Annotated in this window: 24 protein-coding genes; 12 read left to right on the top strand and 12 right to left on the bottom strand. The window is 65.6% G+C overall.

Annotated features, from left to right (window positions below; all coding sequences use genetic code 11):
* Positions 1-39: 39 nt before the first annotated feature.
* Positions 40-864 (top strand): 16S rRNA (cytidine(1402)-2'-O)-methyltransferase, encoded by an 825-nt coding sequence (gene rsmI, locus CH295_RS02770; protein WP_252341882.1) that lies wholly within the window; start codon positions 40-42, stop codon positions 862-864.
* A gap of 3 nt (positions 865-867) precedes the next feature.
* Here the strand turns inward: rsmI and CH295_RS02765 are convergent, their stop codons facing one another.
* Both CH295_RS02765 and CH295_RS02760 read right to left on the bottom strand, forming a co-directional pair.
* A complete protein-coding gene (locus CH295_RS02765; protein ID WP_037191993.1) occupies positions 868-1,296 on the bottom strand; it encodes an SRPBCC family protein in 429 nt (142 codons plus the stop codon).
* A 14-nt stretch (positions 1,297-1,310) separates the two neighbouring features.
* Positions 1,311-2,330 (bottom strand): alpha/beta hydrolase, encoded by a 1,020-nt coding sequence (locus tag CH295_RS02760; protein ID WP_094739733.1) that lies wholly within the window; start codon positions 2,328-2,330, stop codon positions 1,311-1,313.
* 171 nt (positions 2,331-2,501) lie between these two features.
* Between CH295_RS02760 and CH295_RS02755 the strand changes: the two genes are divergently transcribed.
* Complete coding sequence (locus CH295_RS02755; protein WP_037192253.1) at positions 2,502-3,881, top strand: WS/DGAT/MGAT family O-acyltransferase; 1,380 nt, start codon at positions 2,502-2,504, stop codon at positions 3,879-3,881.
* Positions 3,882-3,896: 15 nt separating this feature from the next.
* Here the strand turns inward: CH295_RS02755 and metG are convergent, their stop codons facing one another.
* Positions 3,897-5,441 (bottom strand): methionine--tRNA ligase, encoded by a 1,545-nt coding sequence (gene metG / locus CH295_RS02750; RefSeq protein ID WP_094739732.1) that lies wholly within the window; start codon positions 5,439-5,441, stop codon positions 3,897-3,899.
* A 21-nt stretch (positions 5,442-5,462) separates the two neighbouring features.
* Between metG and CH295_RS02745 the strand changes: the two genes are divergently transcribed.
* The 3 genes from CH295_RS02745 (at position 5,463) to rsmA (ending at position 8,414) form a co-directional block, all read left to right on the top strand.
* Entirely contained in the window at positions 5,463-6,290 is an 828-nt protein-coding gene (locus tag CH295_RS02745) for a TatD family hydrolase (RefSeq protein WP_037191999.1), read from the top strand.
* A gap of 102 nt (positions 6,291-6,392) precedes the next feature.
* The gene (locus CH295_RS02740) at positions 6,393-7,520 is read left to right on the top strand and encodes a resuscitation-promoting factor (protein ID WP_094633130.1); all 1,128 of its coding nucleotides are present in this window, start codon (positions 6,393-6,395) and stop codon (positions 7,518-7,520) included.
* Between the two features lie 18 nt (positions 7,521-7,538).
* Positions 7,539-8,414, top strand: a complete 876-nt coding sequence (gene rsmA / locus CH295_RS02735; RefSeq protein ID WP_094739731.1) for a 16S rRNA (adenine(1518)-N(6)/adenine(1519)-N(6))-dimethyltransferase RsmA — start codon at positions 7,539-7,541, stop codon at positions 8,412-8,414.
* 8 nt (positions 8,415-8,422) lie between these two features.
* Here rsmA and CH295_RS02730 read toward each other — a convergent pair whose 3' ends face one another.
* Both CH295_RS02730 and CH295_RS02725 read right to left on the bottom strand, forming a co-directional pair.
* Positions 8,423-9,238 carry a DNA/RNA non-specific endonuclease gene (locus tag CH295_RS02730; RefSeq protein WP_094739730.1) on the bottom strand — a complete coding sequence of 272 codons (816 nt, stop codon included), beginning with the start codon at positions 9,236-9,238 and terminating at the stop codon, positions 8,423-8,425.
* Between the two features lie 12 nt (positions 9,239-9,250).
* Positions 9,251-10,240, bottom strand: coding sequence for a helix-turn-helix transcriptional regulator (locus tag CH295_RS02725; RefSeq protein ID WP_094739729.1), 990 nt, complete (start codon positions 10,238-10,240; stop codon positions 9,251-9,253).
* 150 nt (positions 10,241-10,390) lie between these two features.
* Between CH295_RS02725 and CH295_RS02720 the strand changes: the two genes are divergently transcribed.
* The 4 genes from CH295_RS02720 (at position 10,391) to CH295_RS02705 (ending at position 14,991) form a co-directional block, all read left to right on the top strand.
* Positions 10,391-11,326, top strand: a complete 936-nt coding sequence (locus tag CH295_RS02720; protein ID WP_094633226.1) for a 4-(cytidine 5'-diphospho)-2-C-methyl-D-erythritol kinase — start codon at positions 10,391-10,393, stop codon at positions 11,324-11,326.
* Positions 11,326-13,122, top strand: a complete 1,797-nt coding sequence (locus CH295_RS02715; RefSeq protein WP_037192012.1) for an ABC-F family ATP-binding cassette domain-containing protein — start codon at positions 11,326-11,328, stop codon at positions 13,120-13,122. Before CH295_RS02720 ends, CH295_RS02715 begins: the two co-directional genes overlap by 1 nt.
* A gap of 141 nt (positions 13,123-13,263) precedes the next feature.
* Positions 13,264-13,947 (top strand): DUF4166 domain-containing protein, encoded by a 684-nt coding sequence (locus CH295_RS02710; protein ID WP_094739728.1) that lies wholly within the window; start codon positions 13,264-13,266, stop codon positions 13,945-13,947.
* A 45-nt stretch (positions 13,948-13,992) separates the two neighbouring features.
* The gene (locus CH295_RS02705) at positions 13,993-14,991 is read left to right on the top strand and encodes an enoyl-CoA hydratase/isomerase family protein (protein WP_094739727.1); all 999 of its coding nucleotides are present in this window, start codon (positions 13,993-13,995) and stop codon (positions 14,989-14,991) included.
* A gap of 10 nt (positions 14,992-15,001) precedes the next feature.
* Here CH295_RS02705 and CH295_RS28200 read toward each other — a convergent pair whose 3' ends face one another.
* Complete coding sequence (locus tag CH295_RS28200; RefSeq protein ID WP_252341880.1) at positions 15,002-15,355, bottom strand: hypothetical protein; 354 nt, start codon at positions 15,353-15,355, stop codon at positions 15,002-15,004.
* Between the two features lie 70 nt (positions 15,356-15,425).
* On the opposite strand from CH295_RS28200, the gene CH295_RS28195 reads away from it, so the two are divergent.
* Positions 15,426-15,650 (top strand): hypothetical protein, encoded by a 225-nt coding sequence (locus CH295_RS28195; RefSeq protein WP_252341879.1) that lies wholly within the window; start codon positions 15,426-15,428, stop codon positions 15,648-15,650.
* A gap of 163 nt (positions 15,651-15,813) precedes the next feature.
* Here the strand turns inward: CH295_RS28195 and pnuC are convergent, their stop codons facing one another.
* Positions 15,814-16,467 (bottom strand): nicotinamide riboside transporter PnuC, encoded by a 654-nt coding sequence (gene pnuC, locus CH295_RS02695; protein WP_037192018.1) that lies wholly within the window; start codon positions 16,465-16,467, stop codon positions 15,814-15,816.
* Positions 16,468-16,491: 24 nt separating this feature from the next.
* The gene (locus CH295_RS02690) at positions 16,492-18,186 is read right to left on the bottom strand and encodes a peptide chain release factor 3 (protein ID WP_037192020.1); all 1,695 of its coding nucleotides are present in this window, start codon (positions 18,184-18,186) and stop codon (positions 16,492-16,494) included.
* A gap of 146 nt (positions 18,187-18,332) precedes the next feature.
* Between CH295_RS02690 and CH295_RS02685 the strand changes: the two genes are divergently transcribed.
* A complete protein-coding gene (locus CH295_RS02685; protein WP_094633135.1) occupies positions 18,333-19,967 on the top strand; it encodes a fatty acyl-AMP ligase in 1,635 nt (544 codons plus the stop codon).
* 102 nt (positions 19,968-20,069) lie between these two features.
* On the opposite strand, the gene pth is transcribed toward CH295_RS02685, so the two are convergent.
* The 3 genes from pth to CH295_RS02670 form a co-directional block, all read right to left on the bottom strand.
* Positions 20,070-20,675, bottom strand: a complete 606-nt coding sequence (gene pth, locus CH295_RS02680; protein ID WP_094739726.1) for an aminoacyl-tRNA hydrolase — start codon at positions 20,673-20,675, stop codon at positions 20,070-20,072.
* 81 nt (positions 20,676-20,756) lie between these two features.
* Positions 20,757-21,419 carry a 50S ribosomal protein L25/general stress protein Ctc gene (locus CH295_RS02675; RefSeq protein ID WP_037192026.1) on the bottom strand — a complete coding sequence of 221 codons (663 nt, stop codon included), beginning with the start codon at positions 21,417-21,419 and terminating at the stop codon, positions 20,757-20,759.
* A gap of 179 nt (positions 21,420-21,598) precedes the next feature.
* Positions 21,599-22,207: a TetR/AcrR family transcriptional regulator gene (locus CH295_RS02670; protein WP_094739725.1), complete on the bottom strand. Its 609-nt coding sequence runs from the start codon at positions 22,205-22,207 to the stop codon at positions 21,599-21,601.
* A gap of 73 nt (positions 22,208-22,280) precedes the next feature.
* Between CH295_RS02670 and CH295_RS02665 the strand changes: the two genes are divergently transcribed.
* Positions 22,281-23,246: a DMT family transporter gene (locus CH295_RS02665; RefSeq protein WP_094739724.1), complete on the top strand. Its 966-nt coding sequence runs from the start codon at positions 22,281-22,283 to the stop codon at positions 23,244-23,246.
* Here CH295_RS02665 and CH295_RS02660 read toward each other — a convergent pair.
* A complete protein-coding gene (locus CH295_RS02660) occupies positions 23,189-24,358 on the bottom strand; it encodes an aminotransferase class V-fold PLP-dependent enzyme (protein ID WP_094739723.1) in 1,170 nt (389 codons plus the stop codon). The two genes, CH295_RS02665 and CH295_RS02660, sit on opposite strands and share 58 nt — an antisense overlap.
* Positions 24,359-24,440 lie beyond the last annotated feature (82 nt).

The following is a 24,440-nucleotide window of genomic DNA, read 5'->3' as shown; positions in this document are numbered from 1 at the left end:
CCCGACACGCCGCTGTATCGCATGCGGGACACTGGAGGCATGCTCATCCTTGCCGCCACCCCGATGGGCGACGTCGGTGATGCCTCGCAGCGCCTGCGTGATGCCCTCGGCAGTGCCGAGATCGTCGCTGCCGAGGACACCCGGCGCACCAAACAACTCGCCTCGGCCCTCGGCGTGGCGATCACGGGCAGGGTCGTCAGTTTCTACGATCAGGTCGAGACGGCCCGCCTTCCGGCTCTCGTCGAGGCCGTGGCCGAGGGCAGGACGGTGCTGTTGGTCACCGACGCCGGGATGCCGTCGGTGAGCGATCCCGGATATCGCCTCGTGGCGGCATGCGTCGAGGCCGATCTGCCGGTGACGTGTCTGCCCGGTCCGTCGGCGGTGACGACCGCGCTCGCGTTGTCCGGCCTGCCCGTCGAACGGTTCTGCTTCGACGGGTTCGCGCCACGCAAGCAGGGCCAGCGTCGTACCTATTTCCGGTCGGTGCTCGCCGAACCCCGCGCCATCGTCTTCTTCGAGGCACCGCATCGTCTCGTCGCCTGCCTCGAGGACGCTGTTCACGTACTCGGTCCCGACCGGCGGGCGGCGGTGTGCCGAGAGCTCACCAAGACCTACGAGGAGGTCCGACGCGGCGGCCTCGGCGAGCTGCTCGAATGGTCGCGAGACGGAGTGCGCGGCGAGATCACCGTTGTGCTCGAAGGTGCCGTCGCCGTCGCTGAGGAACCCGAGGACCTCGTTGCCGACGTCGAGACGTTGGTGGCGTCGGGCATGCGGTTGAAGGACGCCTGCGCCCAGGTTGCCGTCGACGGCGTCTCCAAGCGTGAGGTCTACGAGGCCGTTCTCGCCGCTCGAAAAGAGCAGTAGGGGTCAGCCCACCACTTGCTGTCGCAGGCCCTCGGTGGCCGCTTCGATGATCGTCTTGGTTCCCTTCTTCACGAGGAAGCCGGGTAGCGGTATCTTCGGGTCGACCGTCAGCTCGAACTCGACGTGGGTGCTGTTTCCCTTGGGCGTCAACGTGTATCGGCCGTCCTGGGCCTTCTGCTGAGTGCTCTCGACGAGAGTCCACGACACCTCGTTCTCGGACCAGGTGTATTCGACGAGCTGCTCGTCGTTGACGCCGATGATCGAGACGTGCATCTTGACGTGGTGCGGCTTGCCGTCGTCGAAACGATCGACCACCTCGCACTTCTTGTGGACCGGGGACCACGAGGGCAGGCCCTCGACGTCGGCGAGAACTTCGAGGATCGCCGATGCATCTGCGTCGATGTCGACTGACTTGTTCGCTGTGACTGCCATGGGGAGAAGGTATCTCAGCTTTCTCTGCTGGGGCTGACGTTCCGCGCGAACTCGCCGATCGCTCTGAGTGCGCGACGGGCCTCGGGAACGAAATCGGCTGCCTGGAACACGTGCACCTGATCCTCGTACACCTGGAGTTCGCACTCGACTCCGGCGACAGCGAGGCGCTCGGCCATGAGTTCTGCGTCGGCATAGACCATTTCGGTGGAACCGACCTGAATCAGCACCGGCGGCATGCCGGTGAGATCACCGTCGACGGGCGAGACTCGCGGGCCCCGTCGGCCGTCGACGACGATGCGCGCGTCGACGCGATCGGCCAGTGCGGTCAGCGCCGGAACTGCGTCGGCCGGAAAGACCGAACACTTCGATGCGTTCTCGTGCTCGAGCTTGCCGGAAGGGTCCATATCGGTGAGCGGAGACATGGTGAAGATCCCTGCGGGGGCGGGCAAACCGACGGTGCGCAGCGCCAGGGTGACCATGAACGCGAGGTATCCGCCTGCCGAGTCGCCGCCCAGGACGATCTGCTCCGGTCGGTAGCCGGAATCGAGCAGGAAGCGGTACGCGTCGACGCCGTCCTCGACGGCATGGCTGATCGGGTTGCGCGGCATCATCCGGTAGTTCACCGACAGCACCGAGCCGTCGACGCTCTTCGACACGCGCGAGGTCATCCGGCGGTGGGTGCGCAGACCGCAGCAGACGAATGCGCCGCCGTGCATGTAGAGGACCACGCGATCGGTGCCGGTGCCCTCGGCGCGAATCCATTCGGCCTCGCATTCGGCCAGCATGACGCGGCTGCGGGTGGTGCCGCTGATCTGGGGGACGAGCAGTCCGGCGTAGTCGACCAACCCCATCGGCCATGGAAGCGACGGTGCCTGAGCCCAGACCGTCAGGAACGGACGCACTGTGAACTGCAGGTACTTGGACAGAATCTGCGACTGCAGGCTCGCGCCGCGGATGTCGCGTCGGCGTGCGGTGGCTGCCGGGTCGGTCGATTTCACTACGGTGAGCGCCGGATTCATAGCCGTCGCCTCCATCCCCGTCGTCGGTGCGCGGCGCGTGTGCGCCGTGCGTCGGAACCCCGCTCTATTTGGAACCCCTGGTAACGGACAATAGCGGGTACCTTTTCGTGACCGGACGTAAGGTCGTGTTCTGAGTCACATTCGGTGCAGTACCGTGACCGAAAACGAATGGAAAAGGGACAGCTCATGGCACTCATGCCCATCACGGAATCGATGTTTCTGATCGCCGAGTCACGGGAACACCCGATGCACGTGGGCGGTCTGGAGTTGTTCGTACCGCCCGGTGATCCGCACGACTTCGCCGAGGAAGTGCACCGCAAGTTCACCACCGGGGAGGTGCACGAACTCTTCCGCAAGCGGCCGTCGCGTCCGGTACAGATCATGGGCAATCTGGCCTGGGCCTTCGACCCGGATGTGGACTTCGAGTACCACGTTCGGCGTACGGTGCTGCCTGCTCCCGGTCGCATTCGTGAGCTGTTCCAATTCCTGTCGCTCAATCACAGTGCACCGCTCGATCGCTACCGTCCGATGTGGGAGCTGCACATCATCGAGGGACTGGCGGACGGCCGAATTGCGTTGTACACCAAGGTGCACCACTCACTGGTCGACGGCGTCAGCGCGCTGAAGCTGATGCAGCGCACGCTCACCACCGATCCCGACGATCGAAACGGCGTCGCAACGTGGGACCCGTCGCTGTTCGGTCGACGCAAGAAGCAGGCCGCCGTCGAGCAGCCAGGACGGCTTGCTCAGCTGGGCACCGGGCTCTCGATGGGACGCAAGATTGTCGGGGACCTGGTCGACTTCGCACCCGCTTCGGCGCGAATCGGGTTGCGCGCGTTGAAGAAAGAAGGAGCGCAGCTGCCGTTGCGAGCGCCGCGCACCATGTTCAACGTGCCCATCGGCGGGGCGCGCCGCTTCGCCGCCGAGAGCTGGTCGATCGAGCGCATCCGCACGGTCGGTACGGCACTGGATGCGACGCTCAACGACATGGTGCTCGCGATGTGCGCCGGGGCGCTGCGGGCGTACCTCATCGATCAGAACGCATTGCCCGAGGAACCGCTGATCGCGATGGTGCCGGTCTCGCTCCGCAAGGAGGGCGACGACAGGGAGGCCGGTAACTCGGTGACGGTCATCCTGTGCAATCTGGGCACCGACGAATCCGATCCGATCCTGCGGCTGGAGCGAATCAAGGATTCGACCGTCAAGGGCAAGCAGATGATGAGCGAACTCAACACTCTCGAGGCGCTCACCGTCGGCGCAATCACCATGGCCCCGTTGCTGTTCGGCCCGGTGCCGGGATTCGTCGACTACACCCCGCCGCCGTTCAACGTCATCATCTCCAACGTGCCCGGATCCAAGGAAGATCTGTACTGGAACGGTGCGAAACTCGACGGCATCTACCCGGCATCGATCGTGGCCGACGGGCAGGCGCTCAACATCACCGTCGCCAGCAACGGCGATTCGTTGAACTTCGGGCTCATCGGATGTCGACGCAGTGTGCCGCACCTGCAGCGCATGCTGACGCATCTGGAGAACACGTTGGAGGAGCTCGAAAAGACCTTGTGAGAGCGGCGGAGTGCTCTACTCGTACTTGGGGAACACCGGCGTCGGGGTCGGCAGTGCAGTACCGGGCACCGAACGTGTTGCGATGTCGGTGAATTCGCGATTCGACGCACCGAGCAGGTCGAGGATGCGCGACGCGGAATCGGGCATGACGGGCTGGGTCAGGATGCTCACGATGCGCAGCACCTCGATCGTCACGTACAGCACGGTGGCCATACGATCGGGGTCGGTCTTGCGCAGTACCCACGGTTGCTGCAGCGAGAAGTAGCGGTTGGTCTCACCGAGCACCGACCAGATCGCTTCGAGCGCGGAATGGATTGCCTGAACGTCGAATTCGCGTCGGCAGATCTCGAGGAGTGCATCCGCGCGAGCCAGCATCGCCTCGTCCTCGGCAGTGAATTCTCCCGGGGTCGGGAGCGCTCCGTCGAGGTTCTTGGCGACCATCGTCAGCGAACGCTGCGCGAGGTTGCCGAGTTCGTTGGACAGGTCGGCGTTGACGCGGGCGACGATGGCCTCGTGGCTGTAGCTGCCGTCCTGACCGAACGAGACCTCACGCAGGAAGAAGAAGCGCACCGGATCGAGACCGTAGTTCTCCACCAACGACTTCGGGTCGAGAACGTTGCCGAGAGACTTGGACATCTTCTCGCCCTTGACGTTCAGGAACCCGTGCACGAACACCCGCTTGGGAAGCTCGATGCCCGCGGACATCAGGAACGCAGGCCAGTAGACGGTGTGGAAGCGGGTGATGTCCTTGCCGATGATGTGCAGATCGGCCGGCCAGAACTTCCGGTACGACTCCGACTCGATGTCGGGATAGCCGGCACCGGTGAGGTAGTTGGTGAGTGCGTCGACCCACACGTACATCACGTGCGCGGGATCGCCGGGCACCGGCACACCCCAGTCGAACGTGGTTCGGGAGATCGACAGGTCGCGCAGGCCACCCTTGACGAAATTCACGATCTCGTTGCGGCGCGTGTTCGGTGCGATGAAGTCCGGCGACGCGTCGTACAGCTCGAGCAGTTTGTCCTGGTACTGCGACAGCTTGAAGAAGTACGACGACTCCTCGGTCCACTCGACCGGAGTGTTCGTCTCCGTCGCGACGCGCGAGCCGTCCTCGCCGAGAGTGGTCTCGGCCTCGGTGTAGAACGCCTCGTCTCGCACCGAGTACCAGCCGGAGTAGGAGTCGAGGTAGATGTCGCCGTTCGCTTCCATCCGCTTCCACAGTTCCTGGCTGGCGGCGTGGTGATCGGCGTCGGTGGTGCGGATGAAGCGTCCGTACGAGATTTTCAGCAGATCCTGCGCAGTCTGGAATGCGTCGGAGTTGCGCGCCGCGAGCTCGCGCACGTCCACGCCCTCGGTCTGTGCGGTCTGCTGCATCTTCAGGCCGTGCTCGTCGGTGCCCGTCAGGAATCGCACGTCGTAGCCGTCGAGGCGCTTGAAGCGCGCGATGGTGTCGGTGGCGATGTACTCGTAGGCGTGTCCGATGTGGGGAGCGCCGTTGGGGTAGGCGATCGCCGTGGTGACGTAGAAGGGTGGCCGAGAGGCATCAGCTGGCGCAGTCATGGTGCGCCTACTCTAACGATCGTGAGTAGAGACCGTCCCGCACCACCGTTGCCCGAGCCCGTCGGCACCCTCGTCGACGCCCACACCCACCTCGATGCGTGTGGGGCGACCGACGCGGCGAGTGTGGCCGCGATCGTGGACAAGGCCGAGTCCGTCGGTGTCACGCGCGTGGTTACGATCGCCGACGATCTCGAGGCCGCGCGCTTCGCCGTCGACGCGGCGTCCTGGGATCCGCGGGTCTGGGCCGCGGTCGCGATTCATCCCACCCGCGCGAACGTGCTCGACGACGCAGCCAAGGCCGAGATCGAGCGGTTGGCGTCCGACCCTCGTGTGGTCGCCGTGGGGGAGACCGGGCTGGACTACTACTGGCCCGGCAAGCTCGACGGGTGCGCGACGGTGGCCGAGCAGCACGAGGGATTTCGCTGGCACATCGACCTGGCGAAGCGGCTGGGCAAGCCGTTGATGATTCACAACCGCGAGGCCGACGAGGACCTACTGGCCGTTCTGACGGCGGAGGGCGCTCCCGAGACGGTGATCTTCCACTGCTTCTCCGGCGGTCCCGAGACCGCGAAGGCGTGCGTCGACGCCGGCTACGTTCTCAGCTTCTCCGGGACGGTCAGTTTCAAGAACGCGCACGCGCTTCGGGAGGCCGCGGTGCTGGTACCGAACGAGCTGGTGTTGGTGGAGACCGACGCACCCTTCCTCACTCCGCATCCGTTCCGTGGTGCCCCCAACGAGTCGTACTGCCTGCCGTACACGGCCCGGGCGTTGGCCGAGATTCGTGGCCAGGATCCGGCAGAGCTCGCTGCGCACGCCACGGCAAATGCCGAGAGGGTGTACGGCCTCTAGCTGCTGAAGTTGCGGCGTGGGTACTAATTCGTTACCGTACCGTGACCGAACTCGGGCGTTTCCACGCCGAAGTCACGCTCGCAACCGCCAGGAATACGAAACTTGTCGACTATCAGACGCCTCAACTCCGCCCGTTCGACCACTCTCTACCTGGTCATCGCGGCCCTGTTGATGACGCTCGTCGCCGGCGGTGTGATGGCCGTGAGCCGTCACAAGACCGTGACCATCGACGTCGACGGCGACATGATTTCGCTGAGCACGATGAAAACCGACGTCAACAGCGCTCTCGTCGACGCCGGCTATGCCCCGTCGGACAAGGATCTGGTGGTTCCCGCTCCCGATTCCGGTCTGAGCGACGGCGACACCGTGGTCCTGCGCCGCGCCCGCGAGATCACGCTGAACGTCGACGGCAAGCCCGAGGACATCTGGACCACCGCGTTGACCGTCGAAGAAGCACTGCAGCAGACCGGCCTGGCCGAGGACGTGCACGTGTCCGCCTCGCGCTCGGAGCGGCTGCCTCTCGACGGCACCGAGTTGGACGTGGCGCTGCCCAAGCAGGTCTCGCTGGTCGACGGCGGAGCCCCCGCCGCGCCGGTCACCCTGGCCGCACCGACCGTGCGTGAATTTCTCGAAGCAGCCGGAGCGCCGCTCGAGGAAGCCGACACCGTCAGCCCCGATCCCGACGCCACCGTCACCGACGGCGCCGAGATCGTCGTCACCCGTGACCGCACGGTCACCAAGACCGAGACCACCGATACCGATGCTCCCGAGCAGCGCATCGAAGATCCGACGATGAACATGAGCCGTACCGTCGTCGAGAACCCGGGTGCTCCTGGCGTCTCCGACATCACCTGGAAGATCAACATGGTGAACGGCGTCGAGGTCGGTCGCGAGAAGGTCGACGAGACGGTTCAGGTACCCGCGCAGCCGAAGACCGTTCGCGTCGGAGCCAAGCCGGGCACCGAGGTGCCGCCGGTGGAGAACGGTGCGATCTGGGACGCGCTCGCGCAGTGCGAAGCGACCGGCAACTGGGCCATCAACACCGGCAACGGTTTCTACGGTGGCGTGCAGTTCGACCAGAACACCTGGGAACGTCAGGGCGGCCTCAAATACGCCCCGCGGGCCGACCTCGCCACCCGCGAAGAGCAGATCGCCATCGCGTCGGTGACGCAGAAGTCCCAGGGCTGGGGCGCATGGCCCGCATGCACCTCGCGCTTGGGTTATCGCTAGTCACGTAGAGTTTCCGCCGTGTCAGAACATGTGAGGGGAGCTGCGGCTCTGCTCGGCCCCGCCGAGGTGCGCTCCCTCGCCGCCGAGCTCGATGTGCGTCCCACCAAGCAGCTCGGACAGAACTTCGTGCACGACGCCAATACCGTTCGACGCATCGTCGCCTCCGCGGGCGTGGGCCCGCAGGACACGGTCCTCGAGGTCGGCCCCGGCCTCGGATCGCTGACACTCGCGCTGCTCGATGTCGCCGAGGCCGTCATCGCCGTCGAGATCGACCCCAAGCTCGCGACCCGTCTGCCGACCACGGTGGCCGATCGGGCCCCCACTCTGGTCGAGCGCCTGACGGTGATCGAGGCCGACGCCCTTCGCATTCGTGCCGCGGACATCGCCGGGGAGCCGACCGCCTTGGTGGCGAACCTGCCCTACAACGTCGCGGTTCCCGTGCTGATTCATCTGTTCTCGGAACTGCCGAGTCTTCGCGTCGCCGTGGTGATGGTCCAGGCCGAGGTGGCCGATCGGCTCGCCGCGGTGCCGGGAAGCAAGATCTACGGCATCCCCAGCGTCAAGGCCCGATTCTTCGGTGACGTCAAAAGGGCAGGCGCAGTGGGTCGTTCGGTGTTCTGGCCGGTACCCAAGGTCGAATCGGGACTGGTGCGCATCGATCGGTACGCCGAGCCGCCGTGGCCCACCGACACCGCGCATCGCAAGGCCGTGTTCGCGGTGATCGATGCCGCATTCGCGCAGCGACGCAAGACTCTACGGGCAGCTCTCGCCGGTTGGGCAGGCTCACCGGTGGCAGCCGAACGCCGGTTGCGTGAGGCCGGAATCGACCCCACGGCGCGAGGCGAAACCATCGACGCCGCAGCGTTCGTCCGCTTGGCCGCCACCGAAGCCTGAGGCCCTCTCTACAGGTGGATGTCCGACAGTCGCGTCAGCTCGGTCCACCTCGACGCTTCGGCACGGGCTGCGGCCACCGGTGCGTAGCGATCGGCCTCGATCAGGACATCCAGCTCGAGACCGGTCATCGACGCGATGTCGGCCACCGGTACCTGGAAGGTCCGGTACGGGCCGAGCGGTGGGGGATCGGTCTCGAGCCGCAGCGGCTTCTCGAGAATCGGGTCGAGAGACGGCGACTGATCGAGCACGTATCCGGTGCATGCGGGAGTCGAATCCTGCGACCACGCCGCGATCTTGAAGAACTGCCGTGGAATGGCGACGCCTCGGTAGATCGGATCGTTTTCGGCGAAGATGCAGCCGCTGAAGACCGAGAGCTTTCGGCCGTACTGCTCGGCGTTTTCCAGGACGTAGTCCTCGAGCCCGAGCCACAGTGTCTTCGACTGGTTCAGCGTGGCCGTCTGCGGCGCGCACACGGTGTAGTGGAACGTGTCCTCGTTGGCGCGCTCGGCCACCGCACGCTCACCCCACACCGGATCTCGCCTCCGAACCAGATGCCCGCGATCGAGATCGTTGTTCTTGTACAACTCGTTGCCGGCCTGCTGCGCAGCCGGTAGCCGATCGTCGAGTCGCCAATTGTCTCCCCGATCGACGTCCTTCAGGCTCGCGCCGTCGATGTTGACGCCGGTGACCGCGGCGAGGCGTCGGGCAGGGTCGATGGACACCGAGAAGTGGGTGTACGGCAGTACCACCACGTCAGCGCGGTCGGGCAACGGAACGTCGATGTCGGCCAGGAACTTCGGGTCGAAACCGAGTGGTGTCGTCATCTGCCCATTGACTCACGTACCGGTTACCGGAGGGTGAACCGCCGCGAGGTATCGCTCGTTCAGCCTCGCGTGCCGCTCGGCCACGACGCGGCATTCCTCGCGCAGTTCCGGCGGATCGAGCACCGTGAAATCGGTGTCGAACGCCGCCAGCCACCGCGCGATCGACGGCAGTGAATCTCCGGCCAACACCACCGCGCAGGTGCGCTCGTCGATGGATTCGAGTGTGCCCCATTGCTCGTCGATCATCGGAGCGATCGTTTCGAGGGGCGCGTGCAACGCGATCCGGGCCTGAACTCGGGCGAACGCACTATCGATCCCCTTCGAGACGAACGCCGCCGCACCGCCCGGCGGCAGCTGCCGGGGTGTGAACCGCGGACCCGTCGGAATCTTCGGAATCAGGCGATCCACCCGATACGACCGCCAATCCTCCCTCAGCACATCCCAACCCAGTAGATACCAGCGCGCCCCCGCCCGTACCAGGCTGTACGGCTCCACCTCGCGCCTGGACTCGGAACCGTCGTGCTTGCGGTAGTCGAACCGCAACCGCTCGTGTGCGTGGCATACCGCCGCCACCGTGGACAGCACCGACGCATCCACCGCCGAACGCGGCGTCTGTTCCACCACGTCGATGCGCAACGCGTCGAGCCGATGCTGGAGGCGTGAGGGCATCACCTGCCGCAGCTTCGTCAACGCCCGCAACGACGCCTCCCCGATACCCGCCACCGAGCCACCCGCCGCGGACTGCAACCCGAACGCCACCGCCAGCGCTTCGTCGTCGTCGAGCAGTAGTGGGGGCATCTCGGCACCGGGACCGAGTTGATAGCCGCCTCCGACTCCCGGCGTCGCATTGACCGGGTAACCGATGTCGCGCAGCTTGTCCACATCGCGCCGCAGCGTGCGAGGAGTGACGTCGAGCCGCTCGGCCAGTTCCGCGCCCGCCCAGTCACGACGCGTCTGCAACAGAGACAACAATCGCAACAACCGAGCCGATGTTTCCTTCATGACGTCACGATGCCACGCAATGCGGACAATTACAGTCCGCATTGGCCCATCATCCCCGCCCCCGAAGTCCACTGAACGTGACATCGAGTACCCCGGGCGTCCGCCCAGGTGGTGAACTCCATGGCTGTTTCTCCACTACTGTGGTTACTCGTGCTGTCTGTCGTTCCCACACCCGTCGTCGTTCGGGCCCCGTCGAAGGTGAATCTGCATCTGTCGGTCGGTGACCTGCGTCCCGACGGCTTCCACGAGCTGACGACGGTGTTCCAGGCGCTCTCGCTCTCGGACGAACTGTCGGTGGTTCCGGCCAAGACGCTCTCGGTTAGGGTGCGCGGCGACGACGCGAGGGTGGTTCCCACCGATTCGCGGAATCTGGTGTGGAAGGCCGCCGAGTTGCTGGGGCATCGGGTGGGGCGAGAGCCGTCGGTGGAGATCACCATCGACAAGGGAATTCCGGTGGCCGGTGGCATGGCGGGCGGAAGTGCCGATGCCGCCGCGACTCTGGTGGCACTGAACGCGATGTGGCATCTCGATCTCTCGCGTGACGAGCTCGACGAGGTGGCGGCCCAACTCGGCAGCGACGTGCCGTTCTCGTTGCACGGCGGAACCGCGGTCGGAACCGGTCGCGGGGAGAAGCTGCTTCCGGTGCTCTCGCGCAACAGTTTTCACTGGGTGTTGGCGTTGGCGAAGGGCGGTCTGCAGACGCCCGCCGTCTACAACGAACTCGACGAACTGCGTGCCAAGGGTGATCCGCCTCGCCTCGGCGGCACCGAGGATCTGATGCATGCGCTGGCGTCCGGCGATGCGCGTGCGCTCGCGCCGCTGCTCGGCAACGATCTGCAGGCCGCTGCGGTGTCGCTGATGCCGCAGTTGCGTCGCACGCTGCGTGCGGGAGTCACCGCCGGGGCGTTGGCGGGCATCGTGTCCGGCTCGGGCCCCACCTGTGCGTTCCTGTGCGCCGACGCCGACGCGGCGGTGTCGGTGAGCGCTGAATTGTCCGGTGCCGGTGTGTGCCGCACCGTCCGTGTTGCGAGTGGGCCGGTTCCCGGTGCTCGTGTTGTCACTAGTGAATCGATTGGTTTTTCCTGATGGTCAATCTCGTCAATCTCGAAAACGTCAGCAAGTCCTTCGGCGTCAAGCCGCTGCTCGACGGCGTCTCCCTCGGCGTGCAGGAGGGTGAACGGATCGGCATGGTCGGCCTCAACGGCGGCGGTAAGACCACGACGCTCGAGGTGCTCGCCGGCATCGAGCCGCCCGATTCGGGACGCGTCAGCCGCGTCAACGGTCTGCGGATGGCCGTCGTGACGCAGCGCGGCGTGTTGCCTCCCGGTTCGACCGTCGGCCAGGTTGTCCTCGACCCACTCGGAATGGCCGAGCACGAGTGGGCGGGTGACTCTCGGGTGCGAAACATCCTGACGGGCATCGGTATTGCCGATCTCGGGCCTGCAGGAAGTTCGGGACTCGACGCGCCGATCGACAACCTCTCGGGCGGCGAGCGTCGACGAGTGGCGTTGGCAGCGGCCCTGGTTCAGGATCTCGACCTGCTGGTGCTCGACGAGCCGACCAACCACCTCGACGTCGAGGGCGTGCAGTGGTTGGCAGCGCACCTGGTCAGCCGTCGCAGTGCGCTGGTGGTCGTCACCCACGATCGCTGGTTCCTCGACACCGTCGCCAATCGCACGTGGGAAGTGGTCGGCGGTGGCGTCGAAGCCTACGAGGGTGGCTACAACGACTGGGTGTTCGCGCGTGCCGAGCGGTCCCGCCAGGCGGACGCGTCCGAGGAGCGTCGACGCAACCTCGCGCGCAAGGAGTTGGCGTGGCTGCGCCGCGGTGCCCCGGCCCGCACGTCCAAGCCGAAGTACCGCATCGAGGCGGCCGAGGCTCTGATCGCCGACGTTCCCGCCCCACGTGACTCCGTCGCGTTGTCCTCGTTCGCTCAGCGCCGTCTCGGCAAGGTCGTCATCGAGCTCGAGGACGCGCGCCTCGAGACCCCCGACGGCCGCGAATTGGTGAAGGACTTCACCTGGCGTCTGGCTCCCGGTGAGCGCGTCGGTCTCGTCGGCGTCAACGGTTCGGGTAAGACGACGATGCTCCGCACGCTCGCCGGTGAACTGCAGCCTGCCGCAGGTAAGCGCATCCAGGGCCAGACCGTCAAGATCGGTTGGCTGAAGCAGGAATTGGACGACCTGCCCAAGAAGCTGCGTGTTCTCGACGCGGTCAAGGAAGTGGCCGAGCGGATCACCCTGGGCGACAGAGAGATCTCTGCCGGCCAGCTCGCGGAGCGGCTCGGCTTCACCCCGGCGCGTCAGCGCACCCCCGTCGGAGATCTCTCCGGTGGCGAGCGTCGTCGGCTCCAGCTCACTCGCGTGTTGATGGCCGAGCCGAACGTGCTGCTGCTCGACGAGCCGACCAACGATCTGGACATCGACACCCTGCAGCAGCTCGAGGACATCCTCGACGGCTGGGCGGGCACCCTCGTCGTCATCAGTCACGATCGATACCTGATCGAGCGCATCTGTGATTCGACGTGGGCATTGTTCGGCGACGGCAAGCTCACCAACCTTCCCGGCGGCATCGAGGAGTACCTGCGCAGGCGGGCCATCCTCGCCGCCGACGCGACGCCGGACTCGTTGACCACCGGCGGGGCACCGCGCAAGGCCACCCGTGATGCGGCCTCCGAGCGCGCGGCCCGCAAGGAACTCAGCAAGCTCGAGAAGCTCGTCCTTCGGCTCTCCAAGCGTGAGGTCGAGTTGCACGCCGAACTCGTCGACGCGTCCACCGAGCAGGGCAAGCTCGTCGCCCTCGACACCGAGCTCAAGCAGGTCCTCGCCGACAAGGATGTCGCCGAGGAACGATGGATGGAACTGGCCGCGGAGCTGGAGTAGAGCCTGCGGCATGTGACTGGCTGAGTAATGAGTCGTTCCGCAGGCTCCACTCTGAGTAATGGGTCGTTCCGCAGGCTCCACTCCTGGCTTCGTAGCCCACTACGACGTTTCGCTCACGTGCCCGATGCGCATACTGGAGACATGGCATCGGTGGTCGCGGAAGTACTCGGTTCGGATTTTGCCCGTCTGCATCCCAAGGTTCAGTGGCGCTTCGGATTGCAGTCCTCGGACGATCTCGCTCAGTTCGGGGTGGGCGTGATGGAGGAGATGACGCATTCTCGGCTCGTGCCGCCGCCGCTGCTGTGGGCCGGACGCAAGCGCGGTCTCTTTCCCGCCGGTGTCGGCAAGGACGTGCCGTTCACCATTGCCAACTATGCGTATGTCGACGAACTGGGCCGCGAGACACTGTCTTTCGTGCGTCGCTTCGCTTTCGCGGGCCGCCCGCAGGGGATGAATTCGGTGATGGTGTCCTCCGCGGAGTCCAACGACTATGCCCTCGACTACCTGGGTTTCTCCTCGGACATGGTGGTGCACACCAGGTGTGAGGTCGATGCCGACGGTGGCCTGGTGCTCGAGAGCGAGGTGCCGCGATTCCTGCTCGGCCCACTTGCGCCGAAGTTGCCCAAGGTGGCGTCGGCAGTGACGATCGGTCGGGAGTGGTGGGACGCGGCCGAGGAGCGGCATCGCATCGAGATCGAGGTGAAGAGCCCGGTGCTCGGACAGCTCTTTCTCTATCGCGGTTGGTTCACTGCGGAAGAGCGGCCCTGCCTGTCCGCCGACATTCCCGGTGACGCGCGTCCGCGGTCGGTCGAGTCTCGCGAATAGCGCTACTCTTACGCGTCGAACGATCCGCGTGTGAAGGAGTCAACAGTGGCCGTTGTCGAAGCCGAGATCGTCGGTGCCGTAGGGCATATCGTCCTGAACCGGCCGGAGGCTCTGAACTCGTTGAACGGTGCGATGATCGAGGGCATCCGCGCCGCACTCGATGCGTGGCGCGACGACGACGCGGTCACTTCCGTTCTGGTGACGAGCAGTTCACCTCGGGCCTTCTGCGCGGGCGGCGACATCAAGGCGATTCGGCAGGCCGTCGTCGACGGTGACCACGAGGCCGGGCCGGCGTACTTCGCGGCGGAGTACGACCTCGACGAGCTGATCGCGAACTACCCCAAGCCCTACATCGCCGTCATCGAAGCGGCGGCCTTCGGCGGTGGACTGGGTATCTCGATTCACGGCAGCATCCGCATCGTCACCGAGAACGCCGTGTTGGCAATGCCGGAGACGGCGATCGGTTTTGTGCCGGACGTGGGATCGAGCTACTTTCTCTCGCGCCTGCCGGGCCATGTCGGACGGTACCTGGCGCTGACGGGAACTCGTATCACCGGATCCGACGCGCTTGCACTGGGATTGGCGACGCATTTCTGCCCGAGTGACGCGGTGGACGGTCTGAAAGCCGACATCCTCGGCGGCATTGCCATCGACGAGGTGTTGGATCGATACACCACTGCGCCGGCGACGACCGAGCTGTCGTTCGACGCGGAGGCGGTGGCAGCAGTGTTCGAGAGGAACTCACTCGTCGACATCATCGACGCGCTGGTGTGCGACACCCCCTGGTCGCGGACGACGAAGACTCAGTTGGCGACGCTGTCGCCGACATCCCTGATGGCCACCGACGCGCTGATCACGCGCGGAGCGGACAGTACCTTGCGTGAATGTCTCGATCGGGAGTTGCGGATGGCGACGTGGATCATCACCGAACCGGACTTCGCCGAGGGTGTTCGCGCAGTGTTGGTCGACAAGGACCGAGCGCCGCAATGGAAGCCTCTGGTACTCGAGATGGTGCGACCAGAGGCATTCCAGCAGCTGTTGTGACCGATAGGGGTCAGCGGTAGCCCTTGGCGGGGTTCTGCAGGTCCAGCACGATGGTCTGGCCGTTGGAGCGCACGTGGATCTCGGGGTTCTGCAGGCCACCCGAGACGAGGTACTCGCCGAGGAGCTGGAGCAGCTCGTCGGGGCCCACGGAGGTGTCGGGGGTGCGGATGTCGCCGGTGCGGCTGCCGAGCTCGTTCTGGGTCAAGCGTCCTGCGATGCGTACCGAAGCGACACCCATGGCGGTGCGACGGTCGGGTCCCTGGCCGCGGCCGAGCGACGGCGAGGAGCCGGCGGTGGAGCCGTGAGACGTGGAGCGGCCGTTGGTAGGCAGGCCGTGTTCTGAGATCTGATCGCTTGTAGTCACTTCAACCTCGTTCGATTCCGTGGCGGGCTTCTCTGGACGACGTCGATCCGCGTGGGGGGTCGTTGAATCCGTGGCGGACGACGTTGCTGGTGCAGGCGTTGTTGCGGACGCCTTCTCGGTGGACGTGACCACTGCCTCCGACTTCTCGGTGGTAGCAGTCTCGACTGCCTTCTCGGCGGGCGCTGCCGCCGAAGAATCGGTGCGGACAACGGCGGGTGAAGCGGAGTCGGACTTCGGCGGCGTCGCCAAACGATGCGCGGGAGCGCCACCGACCTTGATCCCGGCCAATGGGTAGTTCGATCCCTTAGTCATGTCGTTTTCCACTTCATCGTGATTCCCAGGTGATTCCGCGCCGAGATGTCACGATCGGGTATCGATCAGGACGGTCTGGTCGGCGTCGAGCACGCAAAACGTACTCGAAGTTTGTTCGGACACGCTGAGAGTAGCATCACGATTGTTTACGACGCCATTTTTTGACCGAAGCTCTTGTTCTGGATCCTGAACCACACGGCGAATCCCCAGGCCACGAACGCGGCATACACGAGGTAGAGAACCGCGGACGGATAGAACCCGGCGACGATCAGCAGTGGTACGCCCACGATGTCCACCGCAATCCAGATCAGCCAGAACTCGGTGAGGCCACGCGCCATTCCGAAGGTCGCCAGCATGGATCCGGTGAAGATCCATGCGTCGGCCCACTTGCCGAACGAGCCGAGGTAGCCGAACAGTTGCGCGAACACCACCGTGCCGACGATCGCGACGACGATCATCGCCGTCCGCTCCCGCGCCGTGCCCCACCTCGGCACGACCGCGGCCCCCGAACGCTTCGAATCGCGCAGCCAGCGCATCAACCCGTAGACGCTCACGGCGATGAACATCAGCTGTCGCCCGGCCTGGCCGTACAGATCGAGCGCCTGCGGAGTATGGAACACGCCGCCGAGAAAGACGGTGAACAGCAACGCATTTCCGATGATGCCCACCGGCCACGCCCACACGACGCGTCGCATCCCACCGATCGCCGAGAGCAGGCCGAAACCGTTGCCGACCACCTCACGCCACAGAATCGGGTGCCCGAGAACGGAGAATTCCGCGTCGAGCAGGTCGATCAGCACGAGCCCGCAACGAGCGAGTGCAAGCTACTGATCACCGGCGGCGACGAGTGGTTCGAGGGTCAGTTCGGGCATTTCCTTCTGGATGTACTGCAGACGCCACTTGTCGCTCACCAGCGCGAGCAGCGCGCCGTCGGTGCGGGTGAAGACCTCGACACCGCGTTGGCGACCCAACTCGACGGCCGAGGCCGCGTCGGTGCGTCGAGCAAGGGAGTATCCGAGTGGTTCCATGCGAGCATCGACGCCGAACTCGGTCTTCATCCGTGCGGTGACGACCTCGAACTGCATGGGTCCGACGGCGGCGAGCACGGGGGACGCGTCGCCGCGAATGTCGTTGCGCAGCACCTGAACGACGCCCTCGGAGTCGAGTTGCTCGACGGCCCGACGGAACTTCTTGTACTTGTCGGCGCTGTCGACGCGCAGTGCCGAGAAGTGCTCGGGTGCGAACGACGGGATGGGCGGGAACTCGACCTTCTTGTCGGTGTAGAGCGTGTGACCGGGGGCCAGTGCGGTCGCGTTGACGAGGCCGACGATGTCTCCCGGGTAGGCGTTCTCGACGGTCGTACGGTCGCGACCGAACACCGTCAACGCGTACTTGGTGGTGAACGGCTTCTTGGTCTGCGAGTGGGTGACGACCATGCCGCGCTCGAACACTCCGGAGACGACGCGCATGAATGCCAGCCGGTCGCGGTGCGCGGTGTCCATGCCCGCCTGCACCTTGAACACGACCGCGCTGAACGGATCGGTGACCTCGCGTACGCCGCCGGAGACGTCGTCACGCGGGCCGGGTGACGGAGCGAGGGCCACGAGTGTGTCGAGAATCTGCCGGACGCCGAAGTTGAGCATCGCGGAGCCGAAGATCACCGGCGACGTCTGACCGGCCAGGAACATCTCCTGATCGTGCTGCTGACCGCTCGAGATCAGCAGATCGCTCTCCTCGACGGCGGTGTCCCAGTCGACGCCCTCACGTTCGGCCGCGGCCTCGGCCGTCATGAATTCCTCGGGCGCGATGGTCGCACCACCGGCGGTGCGGGTGAAACGGATGTAGCTGCCGTCCTGTACGTCGAGCAGGCCGCGGAAGTCACCGGCGATCCCGACGGGCCAGTAGAGAGGCGTCGGCGTGAGGCCGATCCGCGACTCGATCTCGTCGAGGAGCTCGAGCGGCGACTGGCCCGGGCGGTCCCACTTGTTGATGACGGTGATGACCGGGATGCCGAACTGGCGGCACACCTGGAACAGCTTGAGGGTCTGCGGCTCGAGGCCTTTGGCGGCGTCGATCAACATCACTGCCGCGTCGACGGCGGTCAGCACGCGGTAGGTGTCCTCGGAGAAGTCGGCGTGGCCGGGGGTGTCGACGAGGTTGATGACGTTGGTGATCTCGGCGTCGGGGGAGGTCTGGTAATTGAACTGCAGCGCAGTCGAACTCACCGAGATACCGCGGGCCTTCTCCATCTCCATCCAGTCGGAGACGGTGGAGCGACGGCCGGCTTTGCCGTGGATGGCACCGGCCTCGGAGATGACACGTGCATGCAGGGCGAGGGCCTCGGTGAGCGTCGACTTACCGGCGTCGGGGTGCGAGATCACCGCGAATGTTCGACGCCTCGCGACCTCGGTCTCGAGCTCTTTGGCCTGACCTCGGGTGGTCCCGGACTCGTCGAGCGCTGCCGGTCCGGACCCTTCGAGCGTTGCGTCGACGTCGGGGGTGCTGGACGGGGTACTCACGAAGACCTCATTCTCGTAGCAAGGGCGGCACCGAAAGAGTGGCCGGGGCAAAATTAAAGGATACGCGGCCCGTTGTTCCCCTCGGTCGGGGCGGGAGTGCCTACTGTGAACGGTGGGCCGGGAGATCCCTCACGAGGAGATGCGCGTTGAGCAAGTTCACCGAAGAGATGTTCGAGACCGCGAGCACCAGCAAGCACGGTCTGGTCACCGGCGAGCCCGACGAGGCGCTTCGGCAGTCCTGGGGTGAGATCCATGAGCAGGCGCGGCGCATGGCCGGCGCCTTGGCCGACGCAGGCGTCGAACACGGGGACGCGATCGGGATCCTGGCCGGTCAGCCGGTCGACATCGCGCCCGCGTGCCAGGCGACGTGGATGCGCGGGGGATCGGTGACGATGCTGCACCAGCCCACTCCTCGGACCGACCTCGCCGTCTGGGGTGAAGATACCGAGACCGTCGTGCGGATGATCGAGGCCAAGGCCGTGATTCTCGGGGCTCCGTTCGACATCGCCGCACCGGTGCTCGAGGAGCGCGGCATCACCGTGCTGAAGATCGAGGACATGAAGACCGGTCGCGACATCGATCCGGTGCCGACGGCCGAGTCCGATATCGCGCTGCAGCAACTCACGTCCGGCTCGACCGGTTCGCCGAAGGCCGTGCGGATCACGCACGAGAACTTCTACGTCAATGCCTACGCCATGATCGATCGCATCGAATTCGATGTCGATTCCGATGTGATGGTCAGCTGGTTGCCACTGTTCCACGACATGGGGATGGTGGGCTTTCTGTCGGTGCCGATGCAGGTCGGTGCCGAGGTCGTCAGCATCACGCCACTGGACTTCCTGCGCTCGCCGCTGCTGTGGGCCAAGCTGATTCACAAGTACCGCGGAACCGTCACCGCAGCACCCAACTTCGCGTACTCGCTGCTGGCGCGGCGGTTGAGTCAGGCCGAGGACGATCTGGATCTCGATCTGTCGACTCTGCGCTACGCCTGGAACGGAGCCGAGCCGGTCGATCCGGACACCATGACCGCGCTCGCCGAGGCCGGGGCCCGGTACAAGCTGAACCCGCTGGCTCTGGCTCCGGTCTACGGAATGGCGGAAACGACTCTCGCAGTGTCGATTCCGGATCCCGCTCAGGGGCAGGTGATCGACGTGGTCGACGCGGACCTGCTCGAGACCCTCGGTCGCGCCGTCCCGTCCACCCGTGGCAACACCCGTTCCCTCGCGACGCTCGGCAAGTTCGTTCCCGGGTTGGAGGGACGCGTCGTCGACAAGGAGGGGCAGGTGCTCACCGCGCGCGGCGTCGGCATCATCGAGGTGCGAGGCAAGGCCGTCACGCCCGGATACATCACCGTGGAGGGTCCGGTGTCGACGCTCGACGAGGACGGTTGGCTCGATACCGGTGACGTCGGCTACATCACCGAGGACGAACTGGTGGTCGTCTGCGGACGTATCAAGGACGTCATCATCATGGGTGGTCGCAACATCTATCCCACCGACATCGAACGGGCCGCGGGCACCGTTGCGGGTGTGCGGCCGGGCAATGCCGTCGCCATTCGGCTCGATGCCGGTGACAAGCGCGAAAGTTTCGCGGTGGCAGTGGAAACCAACGACATCGACAACCCTGACGAGGTCAAGCGCATCGAACGCGAAGTGATCCACGCGGTGCACTCGGAGGTGGGTGTACGGCCCCGAACGGTTGCGGTGCTGGGGCCGGGCAGTATTCCGAAGACGTCGAGCGGCAAACTGCGTCGGGCGAATTCGGCGTCGCTGCTGAACTGAAACGGGCTGCAGACCTCACACCCTTTCTGCGGGGTGCGCGCCCACGCTCGGACGCGAGAGACGGCGCGCGCCTCACAACAGGGGTGTGAGGTTCGCTCTCGATCAGCGCGGGTGCACCCTGTTCTGGGCGGCTTCGAGGCCGGCCGAGAGCAGGAGCTCCGCGGCATCGGCGGCTTCCTCGACGACGACGCCGAGGTCCTTGCGCTCGGGTGCGGAGAACGGCTTGAGCACGAACGACGCCGGATCCATTCGCCCCGGTGGCCGCCCGACGCCGACGCGCACCCGCAGGTAGTCCTTGGTGCTCAGGTGCTGCGAGATCGAGCGGAGGCCGTTGTGGCCGCCTTCGCCGCCGCCGAGTTTGAGTCGCAGAGCACCGAAGTCGATGTCCAGCTCGTCGTGCACCACCACGATGTTCGCAGGCTCGATCGAGAAGAAACGCGCCAACGCAGCCACCGGCTGACCCGAGAGATTCATGAAGGTACGCGGCTTGGCGATGATCACCGAGCGACTGCCGAGACGGGCCTGCACGATGTCGGAGTTGGACTTCTTGTGCGAGGAGAACGACCCGCCGATGCGTCCGGCAAGGGCGTCGGCCACCATGAATCCCACGTTGTGACGGGTCTTTTCGTACTGCGGACCGGGGTTTCCCAGGCCGACGATCAGTGCGGGCCCGTCGAGGGGTGCAGGTTCGGTGCTCACGTGCGTCATTCTCTCATCGGCTATTCGAAGGCGAACGGCGCGCCACCTCCCGTGGGAAGTGGCGCGCCGTTCGACGTGCGGGGGTGAGTATCAGCTCTCGTCGGAGCTTTCCTCGTCCTTGGACTCGGCTTCTTCCTGAGTCTCGGCCTCGCCCTCTTCGGAGATGGGCTCGGTGCCTTCGCCGTCGGCCTCGAGGTCTTCCTCGGACGGAGCCTCGACGACGTTGACGAGCAGCGTCTCGCCATCGGAGACCAGCGTGACGCCGGACGGAAGGTCCAGGTCGGCTGCGGTGATCTGGGTACCGATCTGAGCCTCTTCGACGGAGACGACGAAGTTCTCCGGGATCTCCAGTGCGTCGGCCTCGATCTCGACCGCGGTCGAGTCGGTGGTGACGAGGGTGCCCGGTGCGGCGTCGCCCTCGACGATGATGTTGACCTCGACGGTGACGCGCTCGCCCTTCTTCAGGACGAGGAGGTCGGCGTGCTCGATGCTGCGACGGATCGGGTGCACGACGATCGACTTGGTCAGAGCCAGCTGGGACTTGCCGTCGATGTCGAGGGTCAGCACGGCGTTGGTGCCGTCGTTACGCAGCACCGCTGCGAACGCGCGTGCGTCCAGCGCGAGGTGCTGGGGGTCGGTGGCGTGTCCGTACAGAACGGCGGGAACGAGGCCGTCGCGACGGGTGCGGCGAGCAGCGCCCTTGCCGAATTCGGTGCGGACCAGCGCGGTGAGATTGTTTACCTTCGATGCCATGGTGCTAGGTGCTCCTGATAAATGTGGTTCTTGCGGCGTACTTCGTCGGGCGGTCAAGCTCGTCGGGGCGGACACGAACGAGCGCGGCCAACGGGGCCGAGCCGCGTCGATAACGGTGGATCCGAAGATTTCCGGATCTACCCTCGCCGAGACAACCTGGGAAACAATACACGACCACGTCAGGTGCGTGGAAGCTCGACCCCTGCTGCGAACGTGCGTGCACCTGCGAGTGCAGCGAGCAGGTCGGACGCGATGCCCCGCGCGACCACTATCGCGTCGTCGCGAGCTCCCGCCGTCCCCATCACCACCGCGCCCTCGTGCAACACCGACAGTCGGGTTCCCAGCTGTTCGGCGTCGGGGTATCCGGCTTCGCCGGCCAGTCGCGCGAACAACGATCTCGTCCAGTTCTTCTCGGACTCGATGATCGCGAGCACCGGGCTGTCGGTGCCGCCGAACTCCGCGAAGGCGTTGACGAATCCGCAGCCGCGGTGGTTGTCGCGCATCCAGACGTCCAGGGCGTCGTACACCCCGAGGATGCGTGCGTCGCCGGGTTCGAGGGATTCGACGTACTGCGTCACGTGGTCGCACCACAGTCCGTACCGGCGGGTGAGGTATCGCTGCACCAGACCGTCCTTGGAGCCGAATCGGTCGTACAGGGTCTTCTTCGTGGTGCCGGCCTCCTCCGCGATGAGGTCGACTCCGACTGCTCGGATGCCGCGAGCGTAGAACAGTTCGCTGGCGACGGTCAGGATGCGTTCTCCGGCGGGGGTGAGTGGCTTGTCGAGCATGGTTGCCTTTCGAAAGCGCTGGTGAGCGACGGGTGCACTGCAAGTATACAGACCTGTATGTTTACATCGATTCATGAGACCACGCGTCGACGCCATCGCAGGTACGGCACTGGTGGTGCTGTGGAGTTCGGGCTTCATCGGAGCCGAGCTCGGAACCGCCGAGGCTCCGGCCCACACCCTTCTGGCCTGGCGCTACCTCGCCGCCGTTGTGCTGCTGATCGCGTGGTGCCGGTATCGAGGGCTGACCCCCACCTGGCATGCCATCCGAATCCACGCAGTCCTCGGCCTGTTCTGTCAGTTCCTCTACCTCGGAGCCACCATCACCGGAATCGGGATGGGCGTGCCACCCGGTGTCGCCGCGTTGATCGCCGCACTGCAGCCGCTGGTGGTCGCGATGGCGTCGAGCAGGGTCTTCGGCGAACGCGTCGGAGGACGGCAGACCCTGGGACTGGTCGTCGGGATCGTCGGGGTATCGCTGGTAGTGGTGGGGGACATGTCCGGTGCCGACCTCGCCTGGCCCGTCTATCTACTACCGGCTGCGGGCATGCTGGCACTGTCGGTGGGCACGATCGGTCAACGGCTACTGGACCCCACAGAGCCGATCCCCCTCGCGATGGCGATCCAATGTTCCATCAGTGCAGTCGGATTCATGACGTGGAGCGCGCTGGCCGGCGATGTCGCACCGCCGATGACGACGGGCTTCGTCGCGGCTGTCGCCTGGACGGTGGTGCTCTCGACCTTCGGGGCGTACGGCGCGTACCTGTTCGTGGTGCGTCGCAACGGCCCCACTCGCGCCAGCGTGCTGCTCTACCTGACACCGCCGACGACGATGTTGTGGGCATTCGTGATGTTCGGCGACGCGATCACCTGGCTCGGAGTGGGTGGACTCGTGGTCTCGGCGATCGGGGTTGCTGCCTATGTGAGCGACGGTTCGACGGGTCGTTCCGCCGGCTCCACTCCTGCCGGCTCTGCTACGAAGTGTCACTCACCTGCGAGCGCAGCGAGCATCGTGTCCAGTTCCGCGAACGTGACGAAATAGTGGGGAGATGCGCGCACGACGGCGTCGAGTCCCCGGCTCGTCATGTCCAGTTGTGTCGAGCTGCGGTAGCTGACTCGCACCGTCACTTCCCGGCCCCAGAGCCGGTCACGGACAGCCTCGGGCTCTTCACCGTCCACTGTGAACGAGACGATGCCGTTCTTGCGGTCGCCCAGGTCGTGCACGGTCACCCCGGGGATCGCCCGGAGCCCGGCCCGAAGGTATTCGGCACGTTCGACAACGGCCTCTTCCACCTGGTCGATACCGAGCTCGAGGAGATAGTCCACGGCCGCTCCGAGGGCGAGCCTGGCCGCGACGTCGCACTCCCAGAACTCGAATCGCGTGGCGTCGTCGGCCATTCGATACGTCTGCCGGTCGACCCATTGGGCGCTGTGCAAGTCGAGGGCAGGGGGATGCAGCGTCGACGCCAATCCCGGCCGCAGGTAGAGGAAGCCGGTTCCGCGGGGGCCGCGCAGCCATTTGCGGCCGGTGGCCGAGAGCGCATCGACTCCCAACTCCTCGACGTCGACGCGCATCTGCCCGATGGACTGGCAGGCGTCGAGCAGGACCAGTGCACCGTGGCGGTGCGCGAGATCGGCGACGGCACGGGCGGGATTGATCAGACCGCCGTTGGTGGGGGCGTGTACCACCGAGATCAGTTTCACTCGGTCGTCGAGCATCGATTCCAGTGCGTGCACGTCGATGCGTCCCGATTCGTCACTCGGGACGATCTCCACCGTTGCACCGGTGACCTCGGCGCGGTGGAGGGCGGAGATCGCGTTGCTGGCGTATTCGGCCTCGCACAGCAGGATTCGGTCGCCGTGGGACAGCGGTACCGAGTAGAAGAAGTCGGTCCAGGCCCGCGTTGCCGAATCGCTCAGTGCGATGCTGGACGCCGCGGCTCCGATCAAGGTTCCGATCGAGGTCTTGACTGCGTCGAGGTCGTTCCGGCGTTCTGCCGCAGCCTGGTAGCCACCGATTTCTGCTTCCCGGCGCAGGTGCGCGATCGCGGTATCGAGGACGACGGTCGGAGGTAACGAGGATCCGGCGCTGTCGAGAAACACCCGGCCCGACGCACTCGGGGTGTCGCGTCGAATGCGGTCGTGATCGAGCATCGGTCGTCCTTTCGGTAGCGAACTCTCGGGCACCAGAGTTCCACAATCGGTAGCCTCGACGAGACGAGGGATCGCGGCGTTT

This window comes from Rhodococcus sp. 14-2483-1-2, from assembly GCF_002259405.1.
GTDB lineage: Bacteria > Actinomycetota > Actinomycetes > Mycobacteriales > Mycobacteriaceae > Rhodococcoides.
This window is presented reverse-complemented; position numbering and strand designations above follow the sequence as displayed.